The sequence below is a fragment of the Streptococcus sp. 339 genome (assembly GCF_013277285.1).
GTDB classification, from domain to species: domain Bacteria; phylum Bacillota; class Bacilli; order Lactobacillales; family Streptococcaceae; genus Streptococcus; species Streptococcus pseudopneumoniae.
The window spans coordinates 73,805-93,986 of record NZ_VMMR01000027.1 but is presented as its reverse complement, the minus strand read 5'-3'; the positions used below and the strand labels follow the sequence as shown (position 1 = coordinate 93,986).

Annotated in this window: 19 protein-coding genes and 4 pseudogenes; 4 read left to right on the top strand and 19 right to left on the bottom strand. The window is 41.4% G+C overall.

Features of this window, described 5'->3' with window-relative positions; translation table 11 throughout:
* Window positions 1-60 precede the first annotated feature (60 nt).
* The 16 genes from HT736_RS03750 to HT736_RS03675 form a co-directional block, all read right to left on the bottom strand.
* Window positions 61-276 carry a YozE family protein gene (locus HT736_RS03750; protein WP_001232084.1) on the bottom strand — a complete coding sequence of 72 codons (216 nt, stop codon included), beginning with the start codon at window positions 274-276 and terminating at the stop codon, window positions 61-63.
* A gap of 8 nt (window positions 277-284) precedes the next feature.
* Window positions 285-1,139, bottom strand: coding sequence for an RNA-binding virulence regulatory protein CvfB (gene cvfB, locus HT736_RS03745; protein ID WP_001095471.1), 855 nt, complete (start codon window positions 1,137-1,139; stop codon window positions 285-287).
* 59 nt (window positions 1,140-1,198) lie between these two features.
* Window positions 1,199-1,756 (bottom strand): ribosome recycling factor, encoded by a 558-nt coding sequence (frr, locus tag HT736_RS03740; protein ID WP_001262225.1) that lies wholly within the window; start codon window positions 1,754-1,756, stop codon window positions 1,199-1,201.
* Window positions 1,757-1,764: 8 nt separating this feature from the next.
* Window positions 1,765-2,502, bottom strand: a complete 738-nt coding sequence (gene pyrH / locus HT736_RS03735) for a UMP kinase (RefSeq protein ID WP_000002996.1) — start codon at window positions 2,500-2,502, stop codon at window positions 1,765-1,767.
* 83 nt (window positions 2,503-2,585) lie between these two features.
* The gene (gene trmFO, locus HT736_RS03730; protein ID WP_000083733.1) at window positions 2,586-3,920 is read right to left on the bottom strand and encodes a methylenetetrahydrofolate--tRNA-(uracil(54)-C(5))-methyltransferase (FADH(2)-oxidizing) TrmFO; all 1,335 of its coding nucleotides are present in this window, start codon (window positions 3,918-3,920) and stop codon (window positions 2,586-2,588) included.
* 621 nt (window positions 3,921-4,541) lie between these two features.
* Window positions 4,542-5,420 (bottom strand): 16S rRNA (cytidine(1402)-2'-O)-methyltransferase, encoded by an 879-nt coding sequence (gene rsmI, locus HT736_RS03725; protein ID WP_172930766.1) that lies wholly within the window; start codon window positions 5,418-5,420, stop codon window positions 4,542-4,544.
* 2 nt (window positions 5,421-5,422) lie between these two features.
* On the bottom strand, window positions 5,423-5,740 hold the full coding sequence (gene yabA / locus HT736_RS03720) for a DNA replication initiation control protein YabA (RefSeq protein WP_000358228.1): 318 nt from the start codon (window positions 5,738-5,740) through the stop codon (window positions 5,423-5,425).
* A 39-nt stretch (window positions 5,741-5,779) separates the two neighbouring features.
* Window positions 5,780-6,670, bottom strand: a complete 891-nt coding sequence (locus HT736_RS03715) for a DNA polymerase III subunit delta' (RefSeq protein ID WP_172930765.1) — start codon at window positions 6,668-6,670, stop codon at window positions 5,780-5,782.
* Window positions 6,667-7,305, bottom strand: coding sequence for a dTMP kinase (tmk, locus tag HT736_RS03710; protein WP_000033397.1), 639 nt, complete (start codon window positions 7,303-7,305; stop codon window positions 6,667-6,669). The genes HT736_RS03715 and tmk overlap by 4 nt, the downstream gene beginning before the upstream one ends.
* Before the next feature lie 175 nt (window positions 7,306-7,480).
* Window positions 7,481-8,278 carry a pyrroline-5-carboxylate reductase gene (gene proC, locus HT736_RS03705; RefSeq protein ID WP_002206728.1) on the bottom strand — a complete coding sequence of 266 codons (798 nt, stop codon included), beginning with the start codon at window positions 8,276-8,278 and terminating at the stop codon, window positions 7,481-7,483.
* A 3-nt stretch (window positions 8,279-8,281) separates the two neighbouring features.
* Complete coding sequence (locus HT736_RS03700) at window positions 8,282-9,544, bottom strand: glutamate-5-semialdehyde dehydrogenase (protein ID WP_172930764.1); 1,263 nt, start codon at window positions 9,542-9,544, stop codon at window positions 8,282-8,284.
* Between the two features lie 9 nt (window positions 9,545-9,553).
* Window positions 9,554-10,663, bottom strand: a complete 1,110-nt coding sequence (proB, locus tag HT736_RS03695; protein WP_000875755.1) for a glutamate 5-kinase — start codon at window positions 10,661-10,663, stop codon at window positions 9,554-9,556.
* Window positions 10,664-10,763: 100 nt separating this feature from the next.
* On the bottom strand, window positions 10,764-12,647 hold the full coding sequence (gene cbpE, locus HT736_RS03690) for a phosphorylcholine esterase CbpE (protein WP_172930763.1): 1,884 nt from the start codon (window positions 12,645-12,647) through the stop codon (window positions 10,764-10,766).
* Between the two features lie 2 nt (window positions 12,648-12,649).
* A complete protein-coding gene (locus HT736_RS03685) occupies window positions 12,650-13,537 on the bottom strand; it encodes an RluA family pseudouridine synthase (RefSeq protein ID WP_050975840.1) in 888 nt (295 codons plus the stop codon).
* Window positions 13,527-13,988 carry a signal peptidase II gene (gene lspA / locus HT736_RS03680; protein ID WP_172930762.1) on the bottom strand — a complete coding sequence of 154 codons (462 nt, stop codon included), beginning with the start codon at window positions 13,986-13,988 and terminating at the stop codon, window positions 13,527-13,529. Before lspA ends, HT736_RS03685 begins: the two co-directional genes overlap by 11 nt.
* On the bottom strand, window positions 13,985-14,893 hold the full coding sequence (locus tag HT736_RS03675; protein ID WP_001025694.1) for a LysR family transcriptional regulator: 909 nt from the start codon (window positions 14,891-14,893) through the stop codon (window positions 13,985-13,987). The genes lspA and HT736_RS03675 overlap by 4 nt, the downstream gene beginning before the upstream one ends.
* Between HT736_RS03675 and HT736_RS03670 the strand changes: the two are divergent.
* Window positions 14,886-15,026 (top strand): annotated as a pseudogene (locus HT736_RS03670) (AraC family transcriptional regulator); the annotation flags it as partial. The gene HT736_RS03675 and the pseudogene HT736_RS03670 overlap by 8 nt on opposite strands.
* Before the next feature lie 109 nt (window positions 15,027-15,135).
* Here HT736_RS03670 and HT736_RS03665 read toward each other — a convergent pair.
* Window positions 15,136-15,807, bottom strand: a complete 672-nt coding sequence (locus HT736_RS03665) for a CPBP family intramembrane glutamic endopeptidase (RefSeq protein ID WP_172930760.1) — start codon at window positions 15,805-15,807, stop codon at window positions 15,136-15,138.
* Window positions 15,808-16,025: 218 nt separating this feature from the next.
* On the opposite strand from HT736_RS03665, the gene HT736_RS03660 reads away from it, so the two are divergent.
* Window positions 16,026-16,835 carry a Cof-type HAD-IIB family hydrolase gene (locus HT736_RS03660; RefSeq protein WP_023932748.1) on the top strand — a complete coding sequence of 270 codons (810 nt, stop codon included), beginning with the start codon at window positions 16,026-16,028 and terminating at the stop codon, window positions 16,833-16,835.
* A pseudogene (locus tag HT736_RS12060) lies at window positions 16,834-17,497 on the top strand (choline-binding protein C); the annotation flags it as partial. The gene HT736_RS03660 and the pseudogene HT736_RS12060, both read left to right, overlap by 2 nt.
* Window positions 17,498-17,608: 111 nt before the next feature.
* Here the strand turns inward: HT736_RS12060 and HT736_RS03645 are convergent.
* Together HT736_RS03645 and HT736_RS11655 are read right to left on the bottom strand one after the other, a co-directional pair.
* Window positions 17,609-18,143 (bottom strand): annotated as a pseudogene (locus tag HT736_RS03645) (transposase); the annotation flags it as partial.
* Between the two features lie 56 nt (window positions 18,144-18,199).
* Window positions 18,200-18,380, bottom strand: a pseudogene (locus tag HT736_RS11655) (hypothetical protein); the annotation flags it as partial.
* A 203-nt stretch (window positions 18,381-18,583) separates the two neighbouring features.
* On the opposite strand from HT736_RS11655, the gene gdhA reads away from it, so the two are divergent.
* The gene (gdhA, locus tag HT736_RS03640) at window positions 18,584-19,930 is read left to right on the top strand and encodes an NADP-specific glutamate dehydrogenase (RefSeq protein WP_000199528.1); all 1,347 of its coding nucleotides are present in this window, start codon (window positions 18,584-18,586) and stop codon (window positions 19,928-19,930) included.
* Window positions 19,931-20,182: the final 252 nt, after the last annotated feature.

Below are 20,182 nucleotides of genomic sequence, written 5' to 3'. Positions count from 1 at the left end.
TAAAGTCGGGATTATAGCAAAGGGATGGAGAAATTACTAGCCCAAACCCAATGAATCATGCTAGTGTTCTAAGTATTCTTGCCAGATAGCGTCAAAGTCTCCTAGGTTAAAAGAGAAACTGGCATGTTCTTCCAAAAAGCGACTCACCTCATCAAAATCATCTGTGTGTTTTGGAAAAGCTGATTCTTCAAAGGCTAGGTCTGCTAGGATAGCTTTGGGACTGTTACTTTTAGGATTGCGCTCGGTCATGAGCCAAGTGTAAAATGATTTTCTCATATGTCACCCTAGATCAATTCTGTCCCAAACTGGTCTTGCTTGATTTTACCAGCCTTCATAAGACCACCTAAAACTTTCTTGAACTGACCTTTAGAAATGCCAAAGGTTGCCTTGATGTCATCTGGAGATGACTTATCATTCAAGGTCATGAAACCGCCATTGCTTTCCAAATAAGTCAAAATCATCTGGGCATCATTTTCCAACATTTCAAATGAACGTGGTTTGAGGGAGAGGTTCAGAGTGCGGTCCACTTCGCGGAAACCAATGACACGCGCATCTAAAACTTGCCCTAAACGTGGCTCTGCATAGCGCTCGCTAGGATGGATAAAACCAAGCATGTTATTTTCTGGCAGGTAAACAAAAGTTCCTGACAGCTTGAGGCGGTATACAATGGCTGGCCAGTTTTGGTTCTGCATGTTGTTGTAGGCAGGTCGAGCCAGACGTTGGAAGTCTTCTTGATAAGCCAAGAGTCCCCAGATACGATCTTTCTTGTCCACTTCAAGACGGATGTAGAGTTGATCACCCTTCTTAGGCCAGAGTTCCTTGAGCTCAGGGAGAATATCGAGTGACACAACGATTTCCTTGTCAGGAAGGCCTGTATCCACAAAGACACCCAAGTCTTTACGAACTTCTGTGACACGTCCCCAACCAAATTGGTCCTGAGTGGCAGTCACTTCTAGAGTTGTCAAGCGGAGTTTTTGCTTCATATCCGTGTAGGCAAAACCTTTAACCGTATCCCCTACTGTATGTTGACCTTCTTCCTTGGTAAGAGCATAGGTCTGGCCATCCTTTTGAACAAAGTAAAAACGGTCGTTTTCATCGATGATGAGTCCAACGATAAAACTTGCAAGATTTGTATTCATATTTCCTTCTTTCGAACAAAACTCAGCCAGCAATGCCAACTGAGTTTTTCTGTTTATTTTTAGACTTCCAAGAGTTCTTTCTCTTTGTTGGCAGTCATGTCGTCGATGTGTTTAACAGCATCATCTGTTACTTTTTGAATGTCTTTTTCAAGAGTCTTCAATTCGTCTTCAGTGATTTCTTTTGCTTTTTCTTGTTTCTTAGCTTCATCCATAGCATCGCGACGGATATTGCGGACAGCCACTTTAGCATTCTCACCGACTTTCTTCACTTCTTTAGCAAGGTCACGACGAGTTTCTTCTGTAAGAGCAGGGATAACCAAACGAATTACAGAACCATCGTTAGCTGGTGTGATACCAAGATCAGAAGCGTTTAAGGCACGTTCGATGTCTTTCAATGAAGACTTGTCAAATGGTGTTACCAACAAAACACGCGCTTCTGGAATGGTAATTGAAGCAATTTGGTTAAGAGGAGTTTCTACTCCATAGTATTCTACATGTACACGGTCGAGTAAACTTGCGTTGGCACGACCAGCACGGATACCACCAAATTCACGAGCAAGTGATTGGTGAGACTGGGTCATTCTCTCTTTAGCTTTTTCAATAATTGCGTTAGCCATAATCTTTCTTATTCCTTTTCTTCGATATTATTTGAAACTGTTGTTCCGATATTTTCACCAAATACGACACGTTTGATGTTGCCTGGTTGGTTCATGTTGAAGACAACCAAGTCAATGTCGTTATCCATTGAGAGGGTTGAAGCAGTTGAGTCCATGATACGAAGACCTTTATTGATAACGTCACGGTGGGTCAATTCTTCAAACTTAACGGCTGTCTTGTCCTTCTTAGGATCGGCATTGTAAACACCATCGACCCCATTTTTAGCCATAAGGATAGCATCCGCTTCGATTTCAGCTGCACGAAGGGCCGCTGTTGTATCTGTTGAGAAGTAAGGTGAACCAATTCCGGCACCAAAGATAACGATACGGCCTTTTTCAAGATGACGAAGGGCACGTCCACGGACATAAGGCTCTGCCACTTGTTGCATTGCAATAGCTGTTTGCACACGCGTATCAACACCAACTTGTTGCAATGAATCGGCCATCACAAGAGCATTCATAACAGTCCCAAGCATTCCTGTGTAATCTGCCTGAACGCGGTCCATACCTGCTTCTGCTGCAGGTTCTCCACGCCAGAGATTTCCTCCACCGATAACAAGGGCAATTTCGATACCTAAGCTATGAACTTCTTGAATCTCTTTTGCGATTGTTTGAACTGTTTGGATATCAATCCCTACGCCACGTTCACCGGCAAGGGCTTCACCTGATAACTTGATTAAAATACGTTTATACTTGGGATTCGCCATTTTCACTCTCCTTCTTTTATCCTACCTATTTTATCACAATTTCTAAGATTTTTATAGTATCATGAGCGATTCTTTCAAAAAAATTAGACAGTCAAAAATTCCTCTAAATCGCTGAGGGCACGCTCTGCAATTTTTTCATAACGAGCCTTCTTATCACGGATACGTTCGCCTTCCAACTCCTTGATAATCCCAAAGTTGACATTCATTGGTTGGAAATGTTTGCTGTCGGCATGGGTGATGTAATGAGCTAGACTTCCAATCGCTGTTGTCTCTGGGAAAATAGCCTCACTTTCACCCTTGAAGAGTCGAGCCGCGTTAATACCTGCAACTAAGCCTGATGCTGCGGACTCTACATAGCCTTCCACACCCGTCATCTGACCAGCAAAGAAGAGATTTGGTTGTTTCTTAGAACGGTAGGTCTGCTCCAGAAGATTTGGTGAATCCATGTAAGAATTGCGGTGCATGACCCCATAACGAACAAACTCCGCATTTTCAAGACCTGGAATCATTTGGAAAACGCGCTTTTGCTCTCCCCATTTAAGGTGGGTTTGGAAACCGACGATATTATAGAGGCTACCAGCTGCATTGTCCTGACGAAGTTGAACCACCGCATAAGGGGTTTTAAATTCTCCATCACGAGGACCTGTGTAGTCGTCTGGATACTCAAGACCGACTGGTTTCATAGGACCATAAAGCATAGTTTTAATGCCTCGTTTGGCCATGACTTCGATTGGCATACATCCTTCAAAGTACTTTTCTTTTTCAAAAGAATTGAGCGGTGCTTCTTCCGCATTGACCAAGGCTTCATGGAAATCCATAAACTCTTGCTTGGTCATTGGAGCATTGAGATAGGCTGCTTCTCCCTTATCATAACGAGATTTGAGATAGACCTTACTCATATCGATAGTGTTGACATCGATAATAGGCGCTGCTGCATCGTAGAAATAGAAGCCATCGCCATTATTAAGGGCATGAATCTTTTCAGCCAGGGCATCGCTAGTCAAGGGACCAGTCGCCACAACTGTAATAACATCTGTTGGCAATTCTGTAATTTCATCACGCACCACTTCAATCAAGGGGTGGTTGACCACTTTTTCGGTCACCATTTGAGAGAAACCATCACGATCCACCGCAAGGGCTCCACCGGCAGGAACACGTGTAGCCTCAGCAGATTCCAAGATAACAGAACCCAAGCGACGCATTTCTTCCTTGAGAAGACCAACTGCATTTGTCAAAGCATCCCCACGCAAAGAATTGGAACAAACCAACTCAGCAAAATTGTCTGTTTTGTGCTGAGGAGTCGACTTGACACCACGCATTTCATAAAGTTTAACTGGAATACCACGCTCTGCGATTTGGTAAGCTGCTTCAGAACCTGCCAAACCAGCACCGATAACATTGATATAAGATTGAGACACGACACTAATACCTCTTTGGGAGTGTGAAGTTAAGATTCACATTGAAAAAGCCAATCAGACTTACGAGCTTTCGAGTTTCTTGGCTCAGGCTGAAAAAGTCCATTGGACTTACTTCGCTCTCGAATTTCTTGGCTCAAGCTGAAAAAGTCCCCCAGACTTTCCTCGCTCTCGAATTTCTTGGCTCAAGCTGAAAAAGTCCCCCGGACTTTCCTCGCTCTCGAATTTCTTGGCTCAAGCTGAAAAAGTCCCCCAGACTTTCCTCGCTCTCGAATTTCTTGGCTCAAGCTGAAAAAGTCCCCCGGACTTTCCTCGCTCTCGAATTTCTTGGCTCAAGCTGAAAAAGTCCCCCGGACTTTTTCACTCCCACAAATCTTTCTATTTTTTTCTTCTACTAGTATAACAAAAAAAGGGAAGAAGGCAAACTTCCCTGTTTATACTAAATGAAAATCAAAGAGCAAACTAGCCGCAGGTTGCTCAAAGCACTGCTTTGAAGTTGTAGATAGAACTGACGAAGTCCAGCTCAAAACACTGTTTTGAGGTTGTGGATAGAACTGACGAAGTCAGTAACCACACCTACGACAAGGCGACGTTGACACGGTTTGAAGAGATTTTCGAAGAGTATTAGTCATTTTCTTGATTTTCTTCCCAATCATGGTAGGCAGCGTAGAGCTGGCTTTTATTCCACTGGTAAATCTTAGCGACTTCCTTGATAGCTTGATTTTTCTTCATGCCTTGCTGGATACGGGCTTGGATTTCTAAGAACAAGCCCTCCTCGTCTTTTTCCTCCACATCCTGACTGGCACCTTCAACAATGAGAAGGCATTCTCCTTTAAGTGGCGTTTCAGCAATGCTTTCCAATAACTCAGAAATGGTACCGCGTTGGTATTCTTCATAGATTTTAGTCAATTCCCTGACCAAGACAACCGAGCGGTTACCGTAGACTTCTAACATATTTTCCAACGTATCTGCTACACGATGAGGCGATTCATAGAAAATCTGAGTTTCAGGATAATCTTTTTTCGAGTCGAAAAATTGCTTTTGCTGGCCTGATTTTCTCGGTAAAAAGCCGTAAAAGATATGTGGTTGTGGCGCTAGACCACTGGCAATCAAGGCAGAAATTCCTGCAGAGGCACCTGGAACAGTCACAACTGCAATTTCTTCCTCAATAGCTGCCTTAACCAAATCATGACCAGGGTCTGAAATGCTAGGCAAACCGGCATCAGAGACCTGAGCAATACTTTGCCCTGCTTTCAAGAAACCAATCAAATCAGGAATTTTTTCCTTGGCATTGTGCTCATGAAAACTGATCTGCTTGGTGGAAATGTCAAAATGCTTGAGCAAAAGCCCTGTATTGCGCGTATCCTCAGCAGCAATCCAATCTACTTCTTTCAAGGTCTGGATAGCACGAAAAGTCATATCATCTAGATTGCCAATCGGCGTTGCCACTAGATACAGCTTGCGATAGGGAGACTGCCCCTTAAAACTTTTTTGAATTTGCATGCCTACTCCCTGTATAACAACTCATCACAGAACATACATTCTTCGTCCTGCTCTCGACGTTGTCCATAAAAATCATTACATACGTGAAATCCATCACGGTAAATACGACGGACACTTTCGCGAACATGCTTGGCCTTGACGGGAGCGTCTGCTTCCACCTCACCCAAGCGTTCTCGCAACTTACTATTTTCCAAGCGAAGAGCTGTATTTTCTTCTACCAAGCTCTTGAGATTTTTCTTGATGGCTTCCACATCGGCTAAGGTTACCAATAATTGTTGGGAAAAATCATCCAGCGCGTCAAATAATTCTTTTTTGTCCATAAAACAGCCCTTTCCTTTCTTTATCATTCATTTTTGAGTTTATATTTCTTTCAAGACCAGATATTCCATGGCATTTTGAAAGCTGACATTAGCTTGCCACATTTTTCTAGCTTCTAGTAAATCTTGTAGAATCACTCTTACTCTTACCTGCAAGAGGTCCTGCCCACAGAGAACTTCAAGAATCCGTAAAACCTGATCCTGTTTTTCCTTATCATCTGCCAAGTTGGCTAATTTGGCAACCTGTAGATAACTTTCTTTTTTCTTAGCTACTAACCAAGTCAGCAGGCGTTCACTTTCATAGACCAAGGTCCAAAAACTTGCCTGATTAGCCAACTTTTCTGCTTCAGCTCGCGATTGACTAAACTTAGCTAAAAGAGTCGCTTTTTTCTTAACAAGTCCCATTTGTTCTAAGAGTAAGATAAGTTTTTCTTCTTGCTTTTTAAAGTGGAAGATCTGAGTCCGACTTCGGATTGTCGGTAACATCTTTTCCTCATCGCTAGTCAAGAAGAAAATATAAACTTCACTCTGGGGTTCTTCGATGACCTTGAGCAGAGAATTGGCTGCGTTGGGATGCATTTTATCCGCTTGCTCGATAATAAAGACCTGTTGCTGGCTTTCAATCCCTGCTTGAGAAAACTGTCCCACCAATTCCCGAATGCGTTCTGTCTTGATGACCTGATTGACTGGCTTAATCAAGGTGACATCTGGAAACTCTTCCTGTTCAATCAGCTTGCAACTTCGGCATTTCTCACATGGTAAGACGCCAACTTTATCCGTACAAAAAAGGCTCTTAGCTAAAAATTGCGCCATTTCCAAGCTTCCAAAGAAACCTGAAAAGAGATAGGCGTGATTGAGCTGGTCTTGTTCTAAGATACGGACAAAACGGTCAAACTGAGCTGGTTGCCAAGCCTTTAGTTGATCTTGTTTCATTTGGCCAAGCCCATTCCGTCAAACAAGACAGCCTTGGTAGTTTCCACAACTTGCTCCAAAGGGAGACTAGCATCAATCTTGACAATGCGATTTCCCTCTTTATCCAGAAGAGAAAGGTAGCCTTGACGAACTTTTTTATGCAAGTCCAACCCTTCCAAATCCAAACGATTAACCTCGCGGTCACTATTCGCAGCAATACGAGCCAGCCCTTCTTCCACCTCGATGTCAAAATAGAGTGTCAAATCGGGTTTGAGGCCATCTGTCGCAAACTGATTGAGCCAGTCAATGGCTTCAATATCTAAGCCACGACCAAATCCCTGATAGGCAACAGAACTATCGATAAAACGATCCATGATGACCAACTTGCCAGCTTCAAGGGCTGGAAGAACTTTTTCCACCAAATGCTGTCTGCGACTGGCAATATAGAGAAGTAGCTCTGTTTTAGCATCCATCTGAGTATGACTTGGATCCAAAATCACTTCCCGAATCTTCTCCCCAATCAAGACTCCGCCAGGTTCACGGGTCGTCAACACCTCTACTCCTTTTTCCTTTAAAATTGGTAGCAGAGCCTCTAAAACACTGGTCTTGCCTGCTCCCTCTGGTCCCTCAAGAGAGACTAAAAATCCTTTTGACATGTCTAACTCATTTCTTTTTTACTACTTCTATTCTATCAAAAAAATAGGGGTTTGTGACAATCTTTTTGTCTTCTCATTTCATACTCAATGAAAANNGGCAAGGTGAAGCTGACGCAGTTTGAAGAGATTTTCGAAGAGTATCAACCACCATAAAAGAGGCAGATAAAACTACCTCTTATTTACCTAGTTCTTGTGTTCGTTTATAGGCTTGATGAACTGCCTCCATGACTGTGCCTCGAAAAGCATGCGCTTCTAGGCTTGCTACGCCAGCAATAGTCGAACCGCCTGGACTACAAACTTGATCTTTCAAAACTCCAGGATGTTGCTGACTTTCAAGGACCAATTGCCCAGCTCCTACCACAGTTTGTGCTGCCATTTTCAATGCTATTTCTCGTGGTAATCCTGTCTGAACACCTGCATCTGCCAAGGCCTCGATAAAAAGATAGACAAAGGCTGGTCCACAACCTGCAAGACCTGTCGCTGCATCGATTAAACTTTCTCCTAGTTCAACCAAGAGACCAGCCTTGGCTAAAAGCTGATAAAAGAGCTCACTGTCCTCAGCCCTGCAATTAGGAGACAAGGCATAACTAATCACTCCTTGCCCGATAGAAGCAGGGGTATTAGGCATCATACGAATAATTCGGTGTTGACTTGGGATAAGACTTGCTAGTTTTTCTAAGGTCAATCCAGCTGCCATCGAAATCAAAAGAAGACTTTCTCTTTTTTCAAGGATGGTCTGGTATTGAGAAAGCAGTTCAGAAAACTGAGCAGGCTTAACTCCTAGAAAAATCACATCTGCTTCTGCAAACATTTCTTCATTGCTGGAAGCCTGACCACCAAAGTCTGCAATGAAAGCATCTACCTTAGCTTGACTACGATTGGCAAGGAGAATCTCATCTGACGTCCTAGTCTGCAAGACAGATTTTGCCAAGCTAGCACCCATATTCCCCAAACCGATAAATCCAATCTTCATCTCTTACTCCCTTATCTGCCCATCACCGGCAACCACATACTTGTAGCTGGTCAACTCTTTCAAGCCCATGGGACCACGCGCGTGCAATTTCTGAGTAGAAATCCCCATTTCACAACCAAGACCAAATTGTCCTCCATCTGTGAAACGAGTTGAGGCATTAACATACACCGCTGCAGAGTCCACTTGATCTGTAAAGTATGCTGCAGCTTCAGCATTTTCCGTCACAATAGCATCCGAATGATGGGTACTGTGGGATTCAATATGCGCAACCGCTTCTTCTAAACTGCTCACAACCTTAACAGCTAGAATATAGTCTAAAAACTCGGTATCAAAGTCTTGTGCTTGAGCAGCTTGACCTGAAACAAACTGGCTTGCTTTGCTATCTAGGCGGAATTGAATTGGTTCCAACCCAGCTTCTTTTCGATCTGCAACCAGCACTTGCTCCAAGCGAGGAAGGAAGCTTGCTGCCTTGTCTTCATGAACCAGCAGAACCTCCATGGCATTGCAGACAGAAGGACGACTGGTTTTGGCATTGTTGATGATAGACAGTGCCTTGTCTTCGTCTGCATCCTTATCCACATAGACATGGACAATCCCAGTCCCTGTCTCGATAACAGGTACAATCGCATTCTCAACCACTGCATTGATCAAGCCAGCTCCTCCACGAGGAATGAGGAGGTCTAGATAGCCCTTGGCCTTCATCATAGCATAACTACTTTCATGGCTAGTATCTTCCACCAGTTGAATCACATTTGGGTGAATAGTAGTCGTCTCCAAGCCCTTCTTCAAGGCTGTGACAATGGCATGGGTTGTTTGATAGGCATCCTTACCACTACGAAGAACAACCGCATTTCCACTCTTAAGAGTCAAAGCAGCCGCATCAGACGTCACATTTGGACGGCTTTCATAGATAATACCGATGACACCCATAGCTACACGTTTTTTTGTGATAACCAAACCATTTTCAAGCTGACTTGTTTCTAAAACTTCACCGATTGGATCTGGGAAGGCAACCACTTCACGAATTCCTCTTGCCATCGCTTCTATACGATCTGCATCCAAATAAAGACGATCCAACATCACATCTGAGATTTTCCCCTTAGCCGCTGCCATATCGAGGGCATTAGCCGCTAAAATTTCCTCAGTAGCAGCCACTAAGTGATCAGCCATGGCTAGCAAGGCTTGGTTTTTCACTTCTTCACTAGCTGTGTTAATCGATTTTTTAACAGCCTGTACCTGTTCAAATTGTTCTTGTCTACTCACCATAGTTTACCTCTAAAATTCTGTAAAAAGTAGTTGGATTTCAGGAGTAATGGAAATCCAGTCGTCACGGTAAATCAAGACACCCTTGGCTTTTTGAGAACGCAACATATCCTCCAAAGCAGATGCTCCAAATTGCACGCGTCCTTTTCCAAGTGATTTTCCACTTTCCTTATCAAATACTGTCACGATATCACCGTAAGAAAAGGCTCCTTCTGCTTCAACGATACCAGATAAGAGAAGACTCTTTCCATGTTGAGAGAGAGCTTCCGCAGCCCCTTTATCAACCCAAATAGAACCTTGACTCTGAGCATAAAAGGCCAGCCATTGTTTCTGGGTACGAAGCCCCTTCTCTTGCGCAACAAAGTAGGAACCATCCTTGGTCTCCTCAGCCGCTTCAATCATGGCATCTGACTTCAAGGATGAGCAGATATAAACAGGAACACCCGATTCTGTCGCAATAGTTGCAGCTTTGATTTTGGTTAACATGCCCCCAGTTCCGTTTGACGAACCAGCTCCACCGGCCATATCGATAATCTCACGATTGATAGTCTCGATTTGCTCCAAACGTTTGGCTCTTGGATCTGAATTAGGATTTCCTGTATAGAGACCATCTACGTCTGTCAAGAGGATCAAAAGGTCTGCTTGGACCATGGCCGCCACCTGTGCACTCAGAGTATCATTGTCCCCAACCTTGAGCTCATCAATAACAACACTATCATTCTCATTGATGATAGGAATCGCCCCACGGCTAAGTAAAACCGACAAAGCCTGATGGGCATTTTTATAACGACGCTTATCTACAAAGTCATCCTGGGTTAGCAAGATTTGTGCAGAAACGATTTGGCGCAAGAGAAGATTGGTCGTGTATTCTTCCAACAAAAGCCCTTGTCCTACCGCTGCTGAAGCCTGTTTATCAGCAATTTTAGTCGGACGCTTTTTAAATCCTAAGGCTCCAAAACCAGCCGCAATGGCACCTGAAGACACCAAAATCAACTCATGACCAGCCTCGTGCAGCATAGCCAACTGCTGGGTAATATCCTTTACCTTACTACGTGATAAACTTCCATCCTCATTTGTCAGAGAAGAAGTACCCACCTTAAAGACAATCCGTTTGTATTTCATAGTCTCACTCCGATTATTCATATTTATCCATTATAACATGAATAACAGGAAATAGAAAAGAGTTGATAGGAAAAAGAAGGCCCTAAAACCTTCTTTTCTACTACTGTTCTGATTCCGATTTGTTTACACTCGTTTCAGAGCTTTGTGAAGTTGAGGATGTCAAATCTTGACTAGTTGAAGAATTTGTAACACTTTCATGTTGACTCGTTTCTTTATTTTCAAGATCCTTTTTCACTACTTCTTTGGATTCTTTTATTTCTGAATGACTTGTAGTTTTAATTGTAGCAGATTTCTCGATCGGAACATCCACTAACCAGGCACCACTTGAATCCACAGTATAGCCTTCTGGTGTCTTACCATTCACAAGTAATTGACCATTTTCTTTCAAGAAGTACCATTTATCCTTGTCTTTAATCCAACCTATAGCTCGTGAACCATCTGTCTTGTAGAAATACCAATCATTTGCCTTTTTAAGCCAGCCTTGCTTCATAGCTCCTGATTCTTCTAGATAGTAATGATGTCCAGCAACTTCTATCTCACCTGTCTTCATGATACCAGTAGAATCCATATAGTACCAGGCTTCTTTATCTTTTACCCAGCCCGTTTTCATTTCCCCTGATGGAGCAAAGTAATACCATTGCCCCTTATATTGAAGCCAACCTGTCTTCATAGAGCCATCAACATCCAAATAATACCACTGCTCTTTATCTTGAATCCAACCAATTTCCATCTGGTTTTCTTTGTTAAAATAATACCAGATTCCAGCGATTTTCTTCCAATTTTTAGCAGCAACACCAGAGTCTGTCAAATAGAACCAACGATTGTTCCATTTTTTCCATTGATTCTGTAATAAGATACCCGTTTGGTTAAAGTAATACCATTCACCCTTAATTTCATTCCAACCGACAGCATATTCTCCTGTAGAATCAGGCGCTTGATACCACCAGTTTCCATATGAACTCTTATGCCAACCAGCTTGAAAACTTGGAATAGGCTTGTAGGAAGTTGAAATGTTTACTAAACCGTCTTGTCGAATATCAAAAACTGTTGCATCATAGTCTTTGCTGGCTGCGTTGATTCTCTCAATTCCTCGTTCTTTGAGCCAATTAACATACTCACTATCAACACCATTTTTCCAAGGTAGACTATCCGAAGTTTGAACAATCAAACTCGGACTCAAATTTTTAATAAAATCCTTGGTATTTGATTTGTTGGTATCATGGTGATGATTAAACTTCATCAAATCAACTTTTCCAATGAGAGGTCCATACTTATCTTCCGCTCCATGCACATTATCTAAGTCGCCCCCAAGGTAAATTTTCTTACCATTGACTTTTACTACGCTAATCAAGGAATTGGAATTATCATCCCAAATTTTCTTTAATTCACCTGATGAATCTGTTTCATTTTCATAATTATATAGTTGAATACCCATGTCTCCAAACTGAAAATGAGCATCTCCTTGTGTGATATTTTGAATAACTGAAACACCTTTTTCAGCAGCAGTCTTTAAAACCTTATCATAGCCATACAGATTATCCCAAAGACGTTCAGGCTTAGTAATACGATTATCACTATATTTCTTAAGATAGACTCGGTCAACTGGATAGGTAGACAGTAATTCATCAACATTTCCAATATGGTCACTGTGGGTATGGGTTACCAAAATAAAATCAAGTTTTTGGACACCCAATTCCTTCAAACGACGAAAGACACGGTCTGTTAGAACATGCTTATAAGTTGTATTGATACCCTGTCTCCATGGATAACGAGAATCACTTCCATCTGGGAAATCATAATCTTCTCCTGTATCCACCATGGCAAAATGTCCATTGCTTTCAAGAATAATCGCATCACTGCCACCTTCATGAACATTTATAAAGTGGATTTTATTTCCTGAACTTTCTTGAGCTTGAACATTTCCATACCATGACAAGCCTAAAAAAGCGCCTGCAAGTGCTAAACTAATCAATTTCTTTTTCATTATTACTTCCTCAATCTCTCCAATGTTTCCTTAAAAATTGCTGGGATATCTGCTGTAAATTCTAAGGTCTCACCTGTTCTCGGATGAGTAAAACCTAGAGTCTTGGCATGAAGAAATTGTCCATGCCCCTTAAGTGTCTTACGAGGACCATAGACTTCATCCCCAGCAACTGGATGACCGATATAAGCCATGTGGACACGAATCTGATGGGTACGCCCTGTCTCTAGTTGCAACTCCACTAAGCTATAATCGCCAAAGCGTTCCAAGACGTGGAAACGAGTTACTGCAGGCTTACCTTTAGCAGTCACAGCCTGTTTCTTACGATCTTTTTCACTCCGGCCAATCGGCGCTTCAATGACACCGCGATCATTGGGTAGATTTCCATGAACAATCGCCCAATATTTGCGGAGAGACTTTTTATCCTTCAGTTCTTGAGCAAGTGCTAGATGCGCCTCATCATTTTTAGCAATCATAAGAAGACCTGACGTATCCTTATCAATACGGTGAACAATTCCCGGACGCAAAACCCCATTGATACCAGACAAGTCCTTAATATGATACATAAGGGCATTTACTAGGGTTCCACTAGTATGACCAGCACTCGGATGCACAACCATCCCCTGAGGTTTGTTAACGACGGCCACGTCCTCATCTTGGTAGATGGTTTCTAGCGGAAGATTCTCAGCCACATACTCTAAAACCTCTGGTTCTGGCACATGGTAAGTGACGACATCGCCCTCTTGGACTGTGTATTTAGCTTTCTTGACTTGACCATTGACCAAGACCTGGCCTGATTTGATTTGTTCATTCGCGAGACTGCGTGATAATTCTGTCAAATCCGACAAAGCCTTATCTAGACGCAGGCCACCAGTTTCAATTTTAATTTCCATTTATTTCCTCTTTTAGCATTGCAATCAATAAAATAATCACTCCAACAGTCAGATAGCTATCTGCCACATTGAAAATTGCAAAATTGATAAAGTCAAGGTGAAACATATCCACAACAAAGCCCTGACTTATTCTGTCAATAAAGTTTCCAAGACCACCTGCGATAATCAAGGTCAAACCCAAGACCATCCAGAGTGAGTCCTCCATATATTTATGTAAATACCAAATGGCACCTACCACGACGACCAGAGTAATGATAGCAAATAACAACTGCTGATCTTGTAAGATAGAAAAGGCTGCACCTCGATTTTGCAGGTAGGTCAAGCTAACGAAATTGGGAATCCAAGAGCGTACTTCACCCAGTGGAATCTGCTGGACGATATAGGATTTGACTAACTGATCCAGCGCAATCAAAAGCAGTACAACGACTGCCACTATTCCTCTTTTTTTCATGATTTCCTCTTCTGATTAAAATATTCTTGCATAACTTCTACAAAGAGAGTCCCAGCTTGACTAAGCTCCACCTCTTCACGTTTAACATAGACCATGCGATTATCTAGATTATCCTTGAGACGAATAACTGTAATGCCATTCACACTGTCACTATCCAAAAATCCAGAACCTGTCGCATAAGCGTCCGTCCGCTCCAAAATACCATTCAAGGTAGCACGGTCTGTCACATTGAACATCTGCGAGCTTGCACTGGTATCAACAAAGTTCTCCGAATAATAAAGGTACTCGTCTTTCTCTTGAGTGAAGCGAACCGTTGGTAAATCCGCTAAATCCTCCATGACCAATTCCTCTTTCTGAGCCAAAGGATGCCCCTCGCGGAGATAAATATGGGTATGGAAGGGAATCAATTCAATGACTTCCAGACCTAGCTTTTCAACCCGTTGCATAATCCCCTTTTTATTTTGATTGTTGAGGTAGATAATCCCAATCTCACTGTGCCCTTGCGCTACTTCGTCTAAGATTTGAACAGTAGTTGATTCAAAAATACGGAAGTTCTTATAGTCAGGATAACGTTCTGAAAAGGCCGTAATGGTTGGTGGCAAGAAGTCATAGTGCTGACTGGCAATGGAAAATTCATCTTTTTCTTCTTCAGGATTGGCATACTGATTTTGAAAAATATCAAATCCTTTAACCAATTCTTGCGCTTTTTCATAGAATTCCATACCACGACGGGTCAAGAAAGTCCCTGAGCTGGTCCGACGGAAAATCTTAAAGCCCAACTCTTTTTCCAAATCACGAACAGAAATGGACAGACTCGGCTGACTAACATACATCTTTTCAGCAGCTTCACGGAAAGTGCCACTATTGGCAATGGCAACAACATAGCGTAATTGTTGAATGTTCATCTTCTACCCCCAACTTCTTTATCTTTTCATTATACCATATTTTAGAAATTTTCCAAAAAAGAAAAAAGAACATCCTATTCTTCTTAACTATCTTCACTATCTGCCTTTCTCAAGCCACCCTTATTTTCAAAATTAATTCAAAAAAATAACTGGATACACACCACTCCAATATCGAAAAGAAAAACGTTGACTATTTGTGAAAAAAAGAAAATGCCGGAAAGTTCCGACATTGTTTTAGTAAGCTAACTTCCTGAAAATAGGAGTAACCATACATTCCAGAAGGCAGTGATATTGATGAAAATATGAACTAGTATTGGATAGTAGAGATTTTTAGTCATGCGATACAATAGAGCCAAAATAAGCCCTCCGCTAGCATAAATGAAAAAAGCAAGAGGAGTTAAAGCAAAATTGATATGAATATAACCGAAAATAATAGCAGAAAGCAAGACATCTCCGTACCAAGGCGAGTTTTTGAAAAAGGTTGTCATAAGCACACCGCGATAAATCAACTCCTCAGCAATAGGGCCGATGAAGCAAGCTATGAGCAAGAAATAGGGTAATTCCTGTCTCCCTATCATTTCTATCGTTTCATTCAAAGAAATTTGATTTGAAGACGAGGGTATGAAATAAGACAAGAGGACGTCAGACATATACAAAATGATGTAACCCAGTAAAAGGTAGATAAAGTGCCTCAGCTGCCATTTGAAATGAAAAGTCTTCTTTCCTGCAAAAACTAGTAGATAGATGACCGCTAATAAAAGACCTCCACTCTCCATCCAAAGCAGAATCTGAAAAAATTCACGACTTGCTGGTAGATAGGGCTTTGCGAGGTGATTGAAAATTCCCCAAAACCAAGTTGATTTGTAAAAAATTAAGGATAATGCTAGTAAAATTTGAATAGCCCGTTTTTTCATATTGAATCCTCTGTTTTCCTTGACTAGCTTATTGAATAGAATGGTTTGCTTAATTGAATCACAAGTTTAGTATAGCATATCTTGGCCAAATATCCTCTTCAAATCATGAATTGTCATCAAAACATCCTAAACTGTAAAATCAATTAGCCCCAAGCTTCCTATCAATTTCTTCTCCAAAATATGCTATAATAATACCAAAAGATAAAGAAGGAAGTCTTATGATTAAACTACTAGCCTTGGATATGGACGGAACCCTCCTCAATGAAGCCAAGGAAATCCCACAAGCTCACATTATTGCTATTCACAAAGCCATTGAAAAAGGTGTCAAATTGGTTCTCTGTACGGGTCGCCCGCTTTTCGGTGTCCTCCCCTACTACAAAAAACTGGGGCTTGATCTCCAGAATGAGTATGTGATTGTTAACAACGGTTGTTCAACTCACCAGACTAGCGACTGGGGCTTGGTTGACTGGCAAGAACTTAGTCCAGCAGACATCGAATACCTCTATGACCTAGCTGAAAAAAGTGATGTTCAGTTGACTCTTTTTGATGAGGAACATTATTTTGTCCTCGGTGGCAAACCTAATGAAATCATTCAAAATGATGCCAAACTAGTCTTTTCAGACCTGACTGAAATTTCTCTTGAGGAAGCGACTAGTGGCAAGTTTCGTATGTTCCAAGGTATGTTTTTAGGAACAGAGAGCCAAACAGACGATTTTGAGCAGCGTTTTGCTGAAGAGCTTTGCCAACGATTCAGTGGAGTTCGTTCGCAGCCTGTCATTTATGAAGCAATGCCGCTTGGAACGACAAAGGCTACTGCTCTTTCACGACTAGCTGAGATTTTGAAGATTGATTCCTCAGAGATTATGGCCATGGGCGATGCTAATAACGATATCGAAATGCTCCAATTTGCAGGGCTTGGGATTGCAATGGGAAATGCCAGCGATTATGTCAAATCTCTTGCGGATGCCGTTACCTCAAGCAACGAAGAAGACGGCGTTGCGCGTGCTATTGAGAAATATATTCTATAAATCTCGTAGCGGAGCAAATGTCTCTGATCAAACTGGACACTACGAATCCTTAATCAATCCAGAATTGACCTATATGGGTTTGGCAGCCTTTGAAAACCCTGTTACTCAAAATGGATGGATTACCGTTGCACAAAGTTTCGGAACATCATCTGGTGGCTCTGAAGAATTAGCTGGTGGTTATGGAAAAGCCATTCAATACATAGAAGCCTACTCTTCTCAGATTCAAACATTTGCGACTAAGGCGAATCTTTTTGACAAAAATTTGAAGGCTATCGGAACTCATAAAATCAAAAATGAAAATAAGAGTACAACGAATAATTCCTACAATTTCTTTAACCAAATGCAAGAAGTAGGTAAAAGTATGGTTTTTTGGCGACAAGCTGGCTCGCGTTGGTAGTTTATGCAACTTGATGGGATCTTACCCTTACAATCAGTGGGCAAAATTAGATAATATCTGGTATCGCTTCGATAGTTCAGTCTGGATGCAAGCAGGTTGGTTGAAAGACGGTGAGACTTGGTACTATCTCGACGGTTCAGGTGCTATGAAAACAGGCTGGATGAAGGTATCTGGCAAATGGTACTATGCTTATAGCTCTGGTGCTCTAGCAATCAATACGACTACACCAGACGGTTACCGTGTTAATTACAATGGGGAATGGGTAGGATGGTTTAACTACAACAAAAATACTCTATACTATCTCACAGTGAGTAGTCTTCACTTTCAAATAGTATAGAGATTTTTATTTACCTAGTATAGCTCTTATCTTAGGTGTTTATAACAAACTGAAACAAGAGTGGGACAAAAGAGCCTCGTAAAAGGTATTGCAACTTGGTAATACCTTTTTGAGGTGCTTTTTGATATGAGCACATGTCTTCTCAATAGGATTGTACTCAGGTGAGTAGGGAGGAAGGGGTAAAAGTTTATGCCCAAACTCTTCACACAAGAATTCTATCCTAGCTATTCTATTGGAATCTTGCATTATCCATAATAATAACTGAGGGTGTGGTTAATGTTGGTAAGAGAAATTTCTGAAACCATGCTTCAAAAAAGTCGCTCGTCATCGTCTCTTCGTAGGTCATTGGAGCGATTAAGTCACCATTTGTTAGACCTGCAACCAAAGAAATCCCCTGATATCTTCTTCCAGAGACTTTACCTCCTATTAACTGACCCTTTGATGAGCGACCATATTCTCGATAAAAGTAAGTATCGAATCCTGTTTCATCAATATAAACAGGTGCTAAGTGCTTTAAACTATTAAAATTCTTAAGAAATAAGGCTACTTTTTCTGGGTCTTGTTCATAGATAGTATAGTACTTTATGGTTACCGAACAAGTCTAATGAAAAAATTCTGATGATAGTTCTAAATCTCAATAACCGCTTGGGTTCCATGATCCAACTCCAGCAAGACATCTATACTTGTATAGAAAATCCTGCCCTGAATAAGGAGATGTAAATATTTCTTTCCTCCAAAATGGTCATAGTTTTGCTGGCAAATCTAACATATCATGGATAAATTAACAAGTGATTTCTGAATTGCTAAACATTTTCTTTTCTTATAGCATATTTTCAGATTTTCTCTTTGAGAAAGATATTTACAAGAAAAAGGTTCGTTTTTTGTCTATTTTCAAAAAGTCTTAAAACTAAATTGAAAGAATTTTTAGAAAATTTTTGTTTTTCTCTTTACAGTTTAAAAAAATTCTGCTATAATAGCTCATGTAATAAAATATGACAACAAAAGGAGAACGATATGACATCTGCTAAAGAATATATCCAAAGCGTGTTTGAAACTGTAAAAGCTCGTAATGGGCACGAGGCTGAATTCCTCCAAGCTGTTGAAGAATTTTTCAACACTTTGGAACCTGTATTTGAAAAACACCCTGAGTATATCGAAGAAAATATCTTGGCACGTATTACTGAGCCTGAGCGCGTAATTTCTTTCCGTGTTCCTTGGGTTGACCGTGATGGAAAAATTCAAGTAAACCGTGGTTACCGTGTTCAATTCAACTCAGCTGTTGGACCATACAAAGGAGGACTTCGTTTCCACCCAACTGTAAACCAAGGGATTTTGAAATTCCTCGGATTTGAACAAATCTTCAAAAACGTCTTGACTGGACTTCCAATCGGTGGAGGTAAAGGTGGATCAGACTTCGATCCTAAAGGTAAAACAGATGCTGAAGTGATGCGCTTCTGCCAAAGCTTCATGACTGAGTTGCAAAAACACATCGGACCATCACTTGACGTACCTGCTGGTGATATCGGCGTAGGTGGACGTGAAATTGGTTACCTTTATGGTCAATACAAGCGTCTTAACCAATTTGATGCTGGTGTCTTGACTGGTAAGCCTCTTGAATTTGGTGGTAGCTTGATTCGTCCAGAAGCAACTGGTTACGGTTTGGTTTACTATACTGAAGAAATGCTGAAAGCTAACGGTAATAGCTTTGCTGGTAAGAAAGTGGTTATTTCAGGTTCTGGGAACGTTGCTCAATACGCTCTTCAAAAAGCGACTGAACTTGGCGCTACTGTCATCTCTGTATCTGACTCAAACGGTTATGTCATCGATGAAAATGGTATCGACTTCGATCTTTTGGTTGATGTTAAAGAGAAACGTCGTGCTCGTTTGACTGAGTATGCAGCTGAGAAAGCAACTGCAACATATCACGAAGGTTCTGTATGGACTTACGCTGGAAACTATGATATTGCGCTTCCATGTGCTACTCAAAACGAAATCAACGGTGAAGCAGCTAAACGTTTGGTTGCTCAAGGCGTTATCTGTGTATCTGAAGGTGCCAACATGCCGAGCGACCTTGATGCCATCAAAATCTACAAAGAAAATGGTATCTTCTACGGACCTGCCAAAGCTGCCAACGCTGGTGGTGTAGCCGTTTCAGCCCTTGAAATGAGCCAAAACAGTCTTCGCCTCTCATGGACTCGTGAGGAAGTTGATGGACGTCTCAAAGACATCATGACAAACATCTTCAACACAGCTAAAACAACTTCAGAAACATATGGTCTTGATAAAGACTATCTTGCAGGAGCAAACATTGCTGCATTTGAAAATGTAGCAAACGCTATGATTGCCCAAGGTATTGTTTAAGATTCATTTGCTTAATCCTCAATCGCTTCGATTGGGGATTTTTATCTTGAGTTAAACGGTTGGGAAATTCTAATTTAATTAAATTAAATGAAATAAAAACCGAACAAATTGATTGCGGAATTCAAACCAATTTCTAACAATGTTTTATAAAACTCAGTGGACTATTCTAAATTCAATCTATTTTATACTTTTCGAAAATCTCTTCAAACCACGTCAGCGTCGCCTTACCGTAGATATGTTACTGACTTCGTC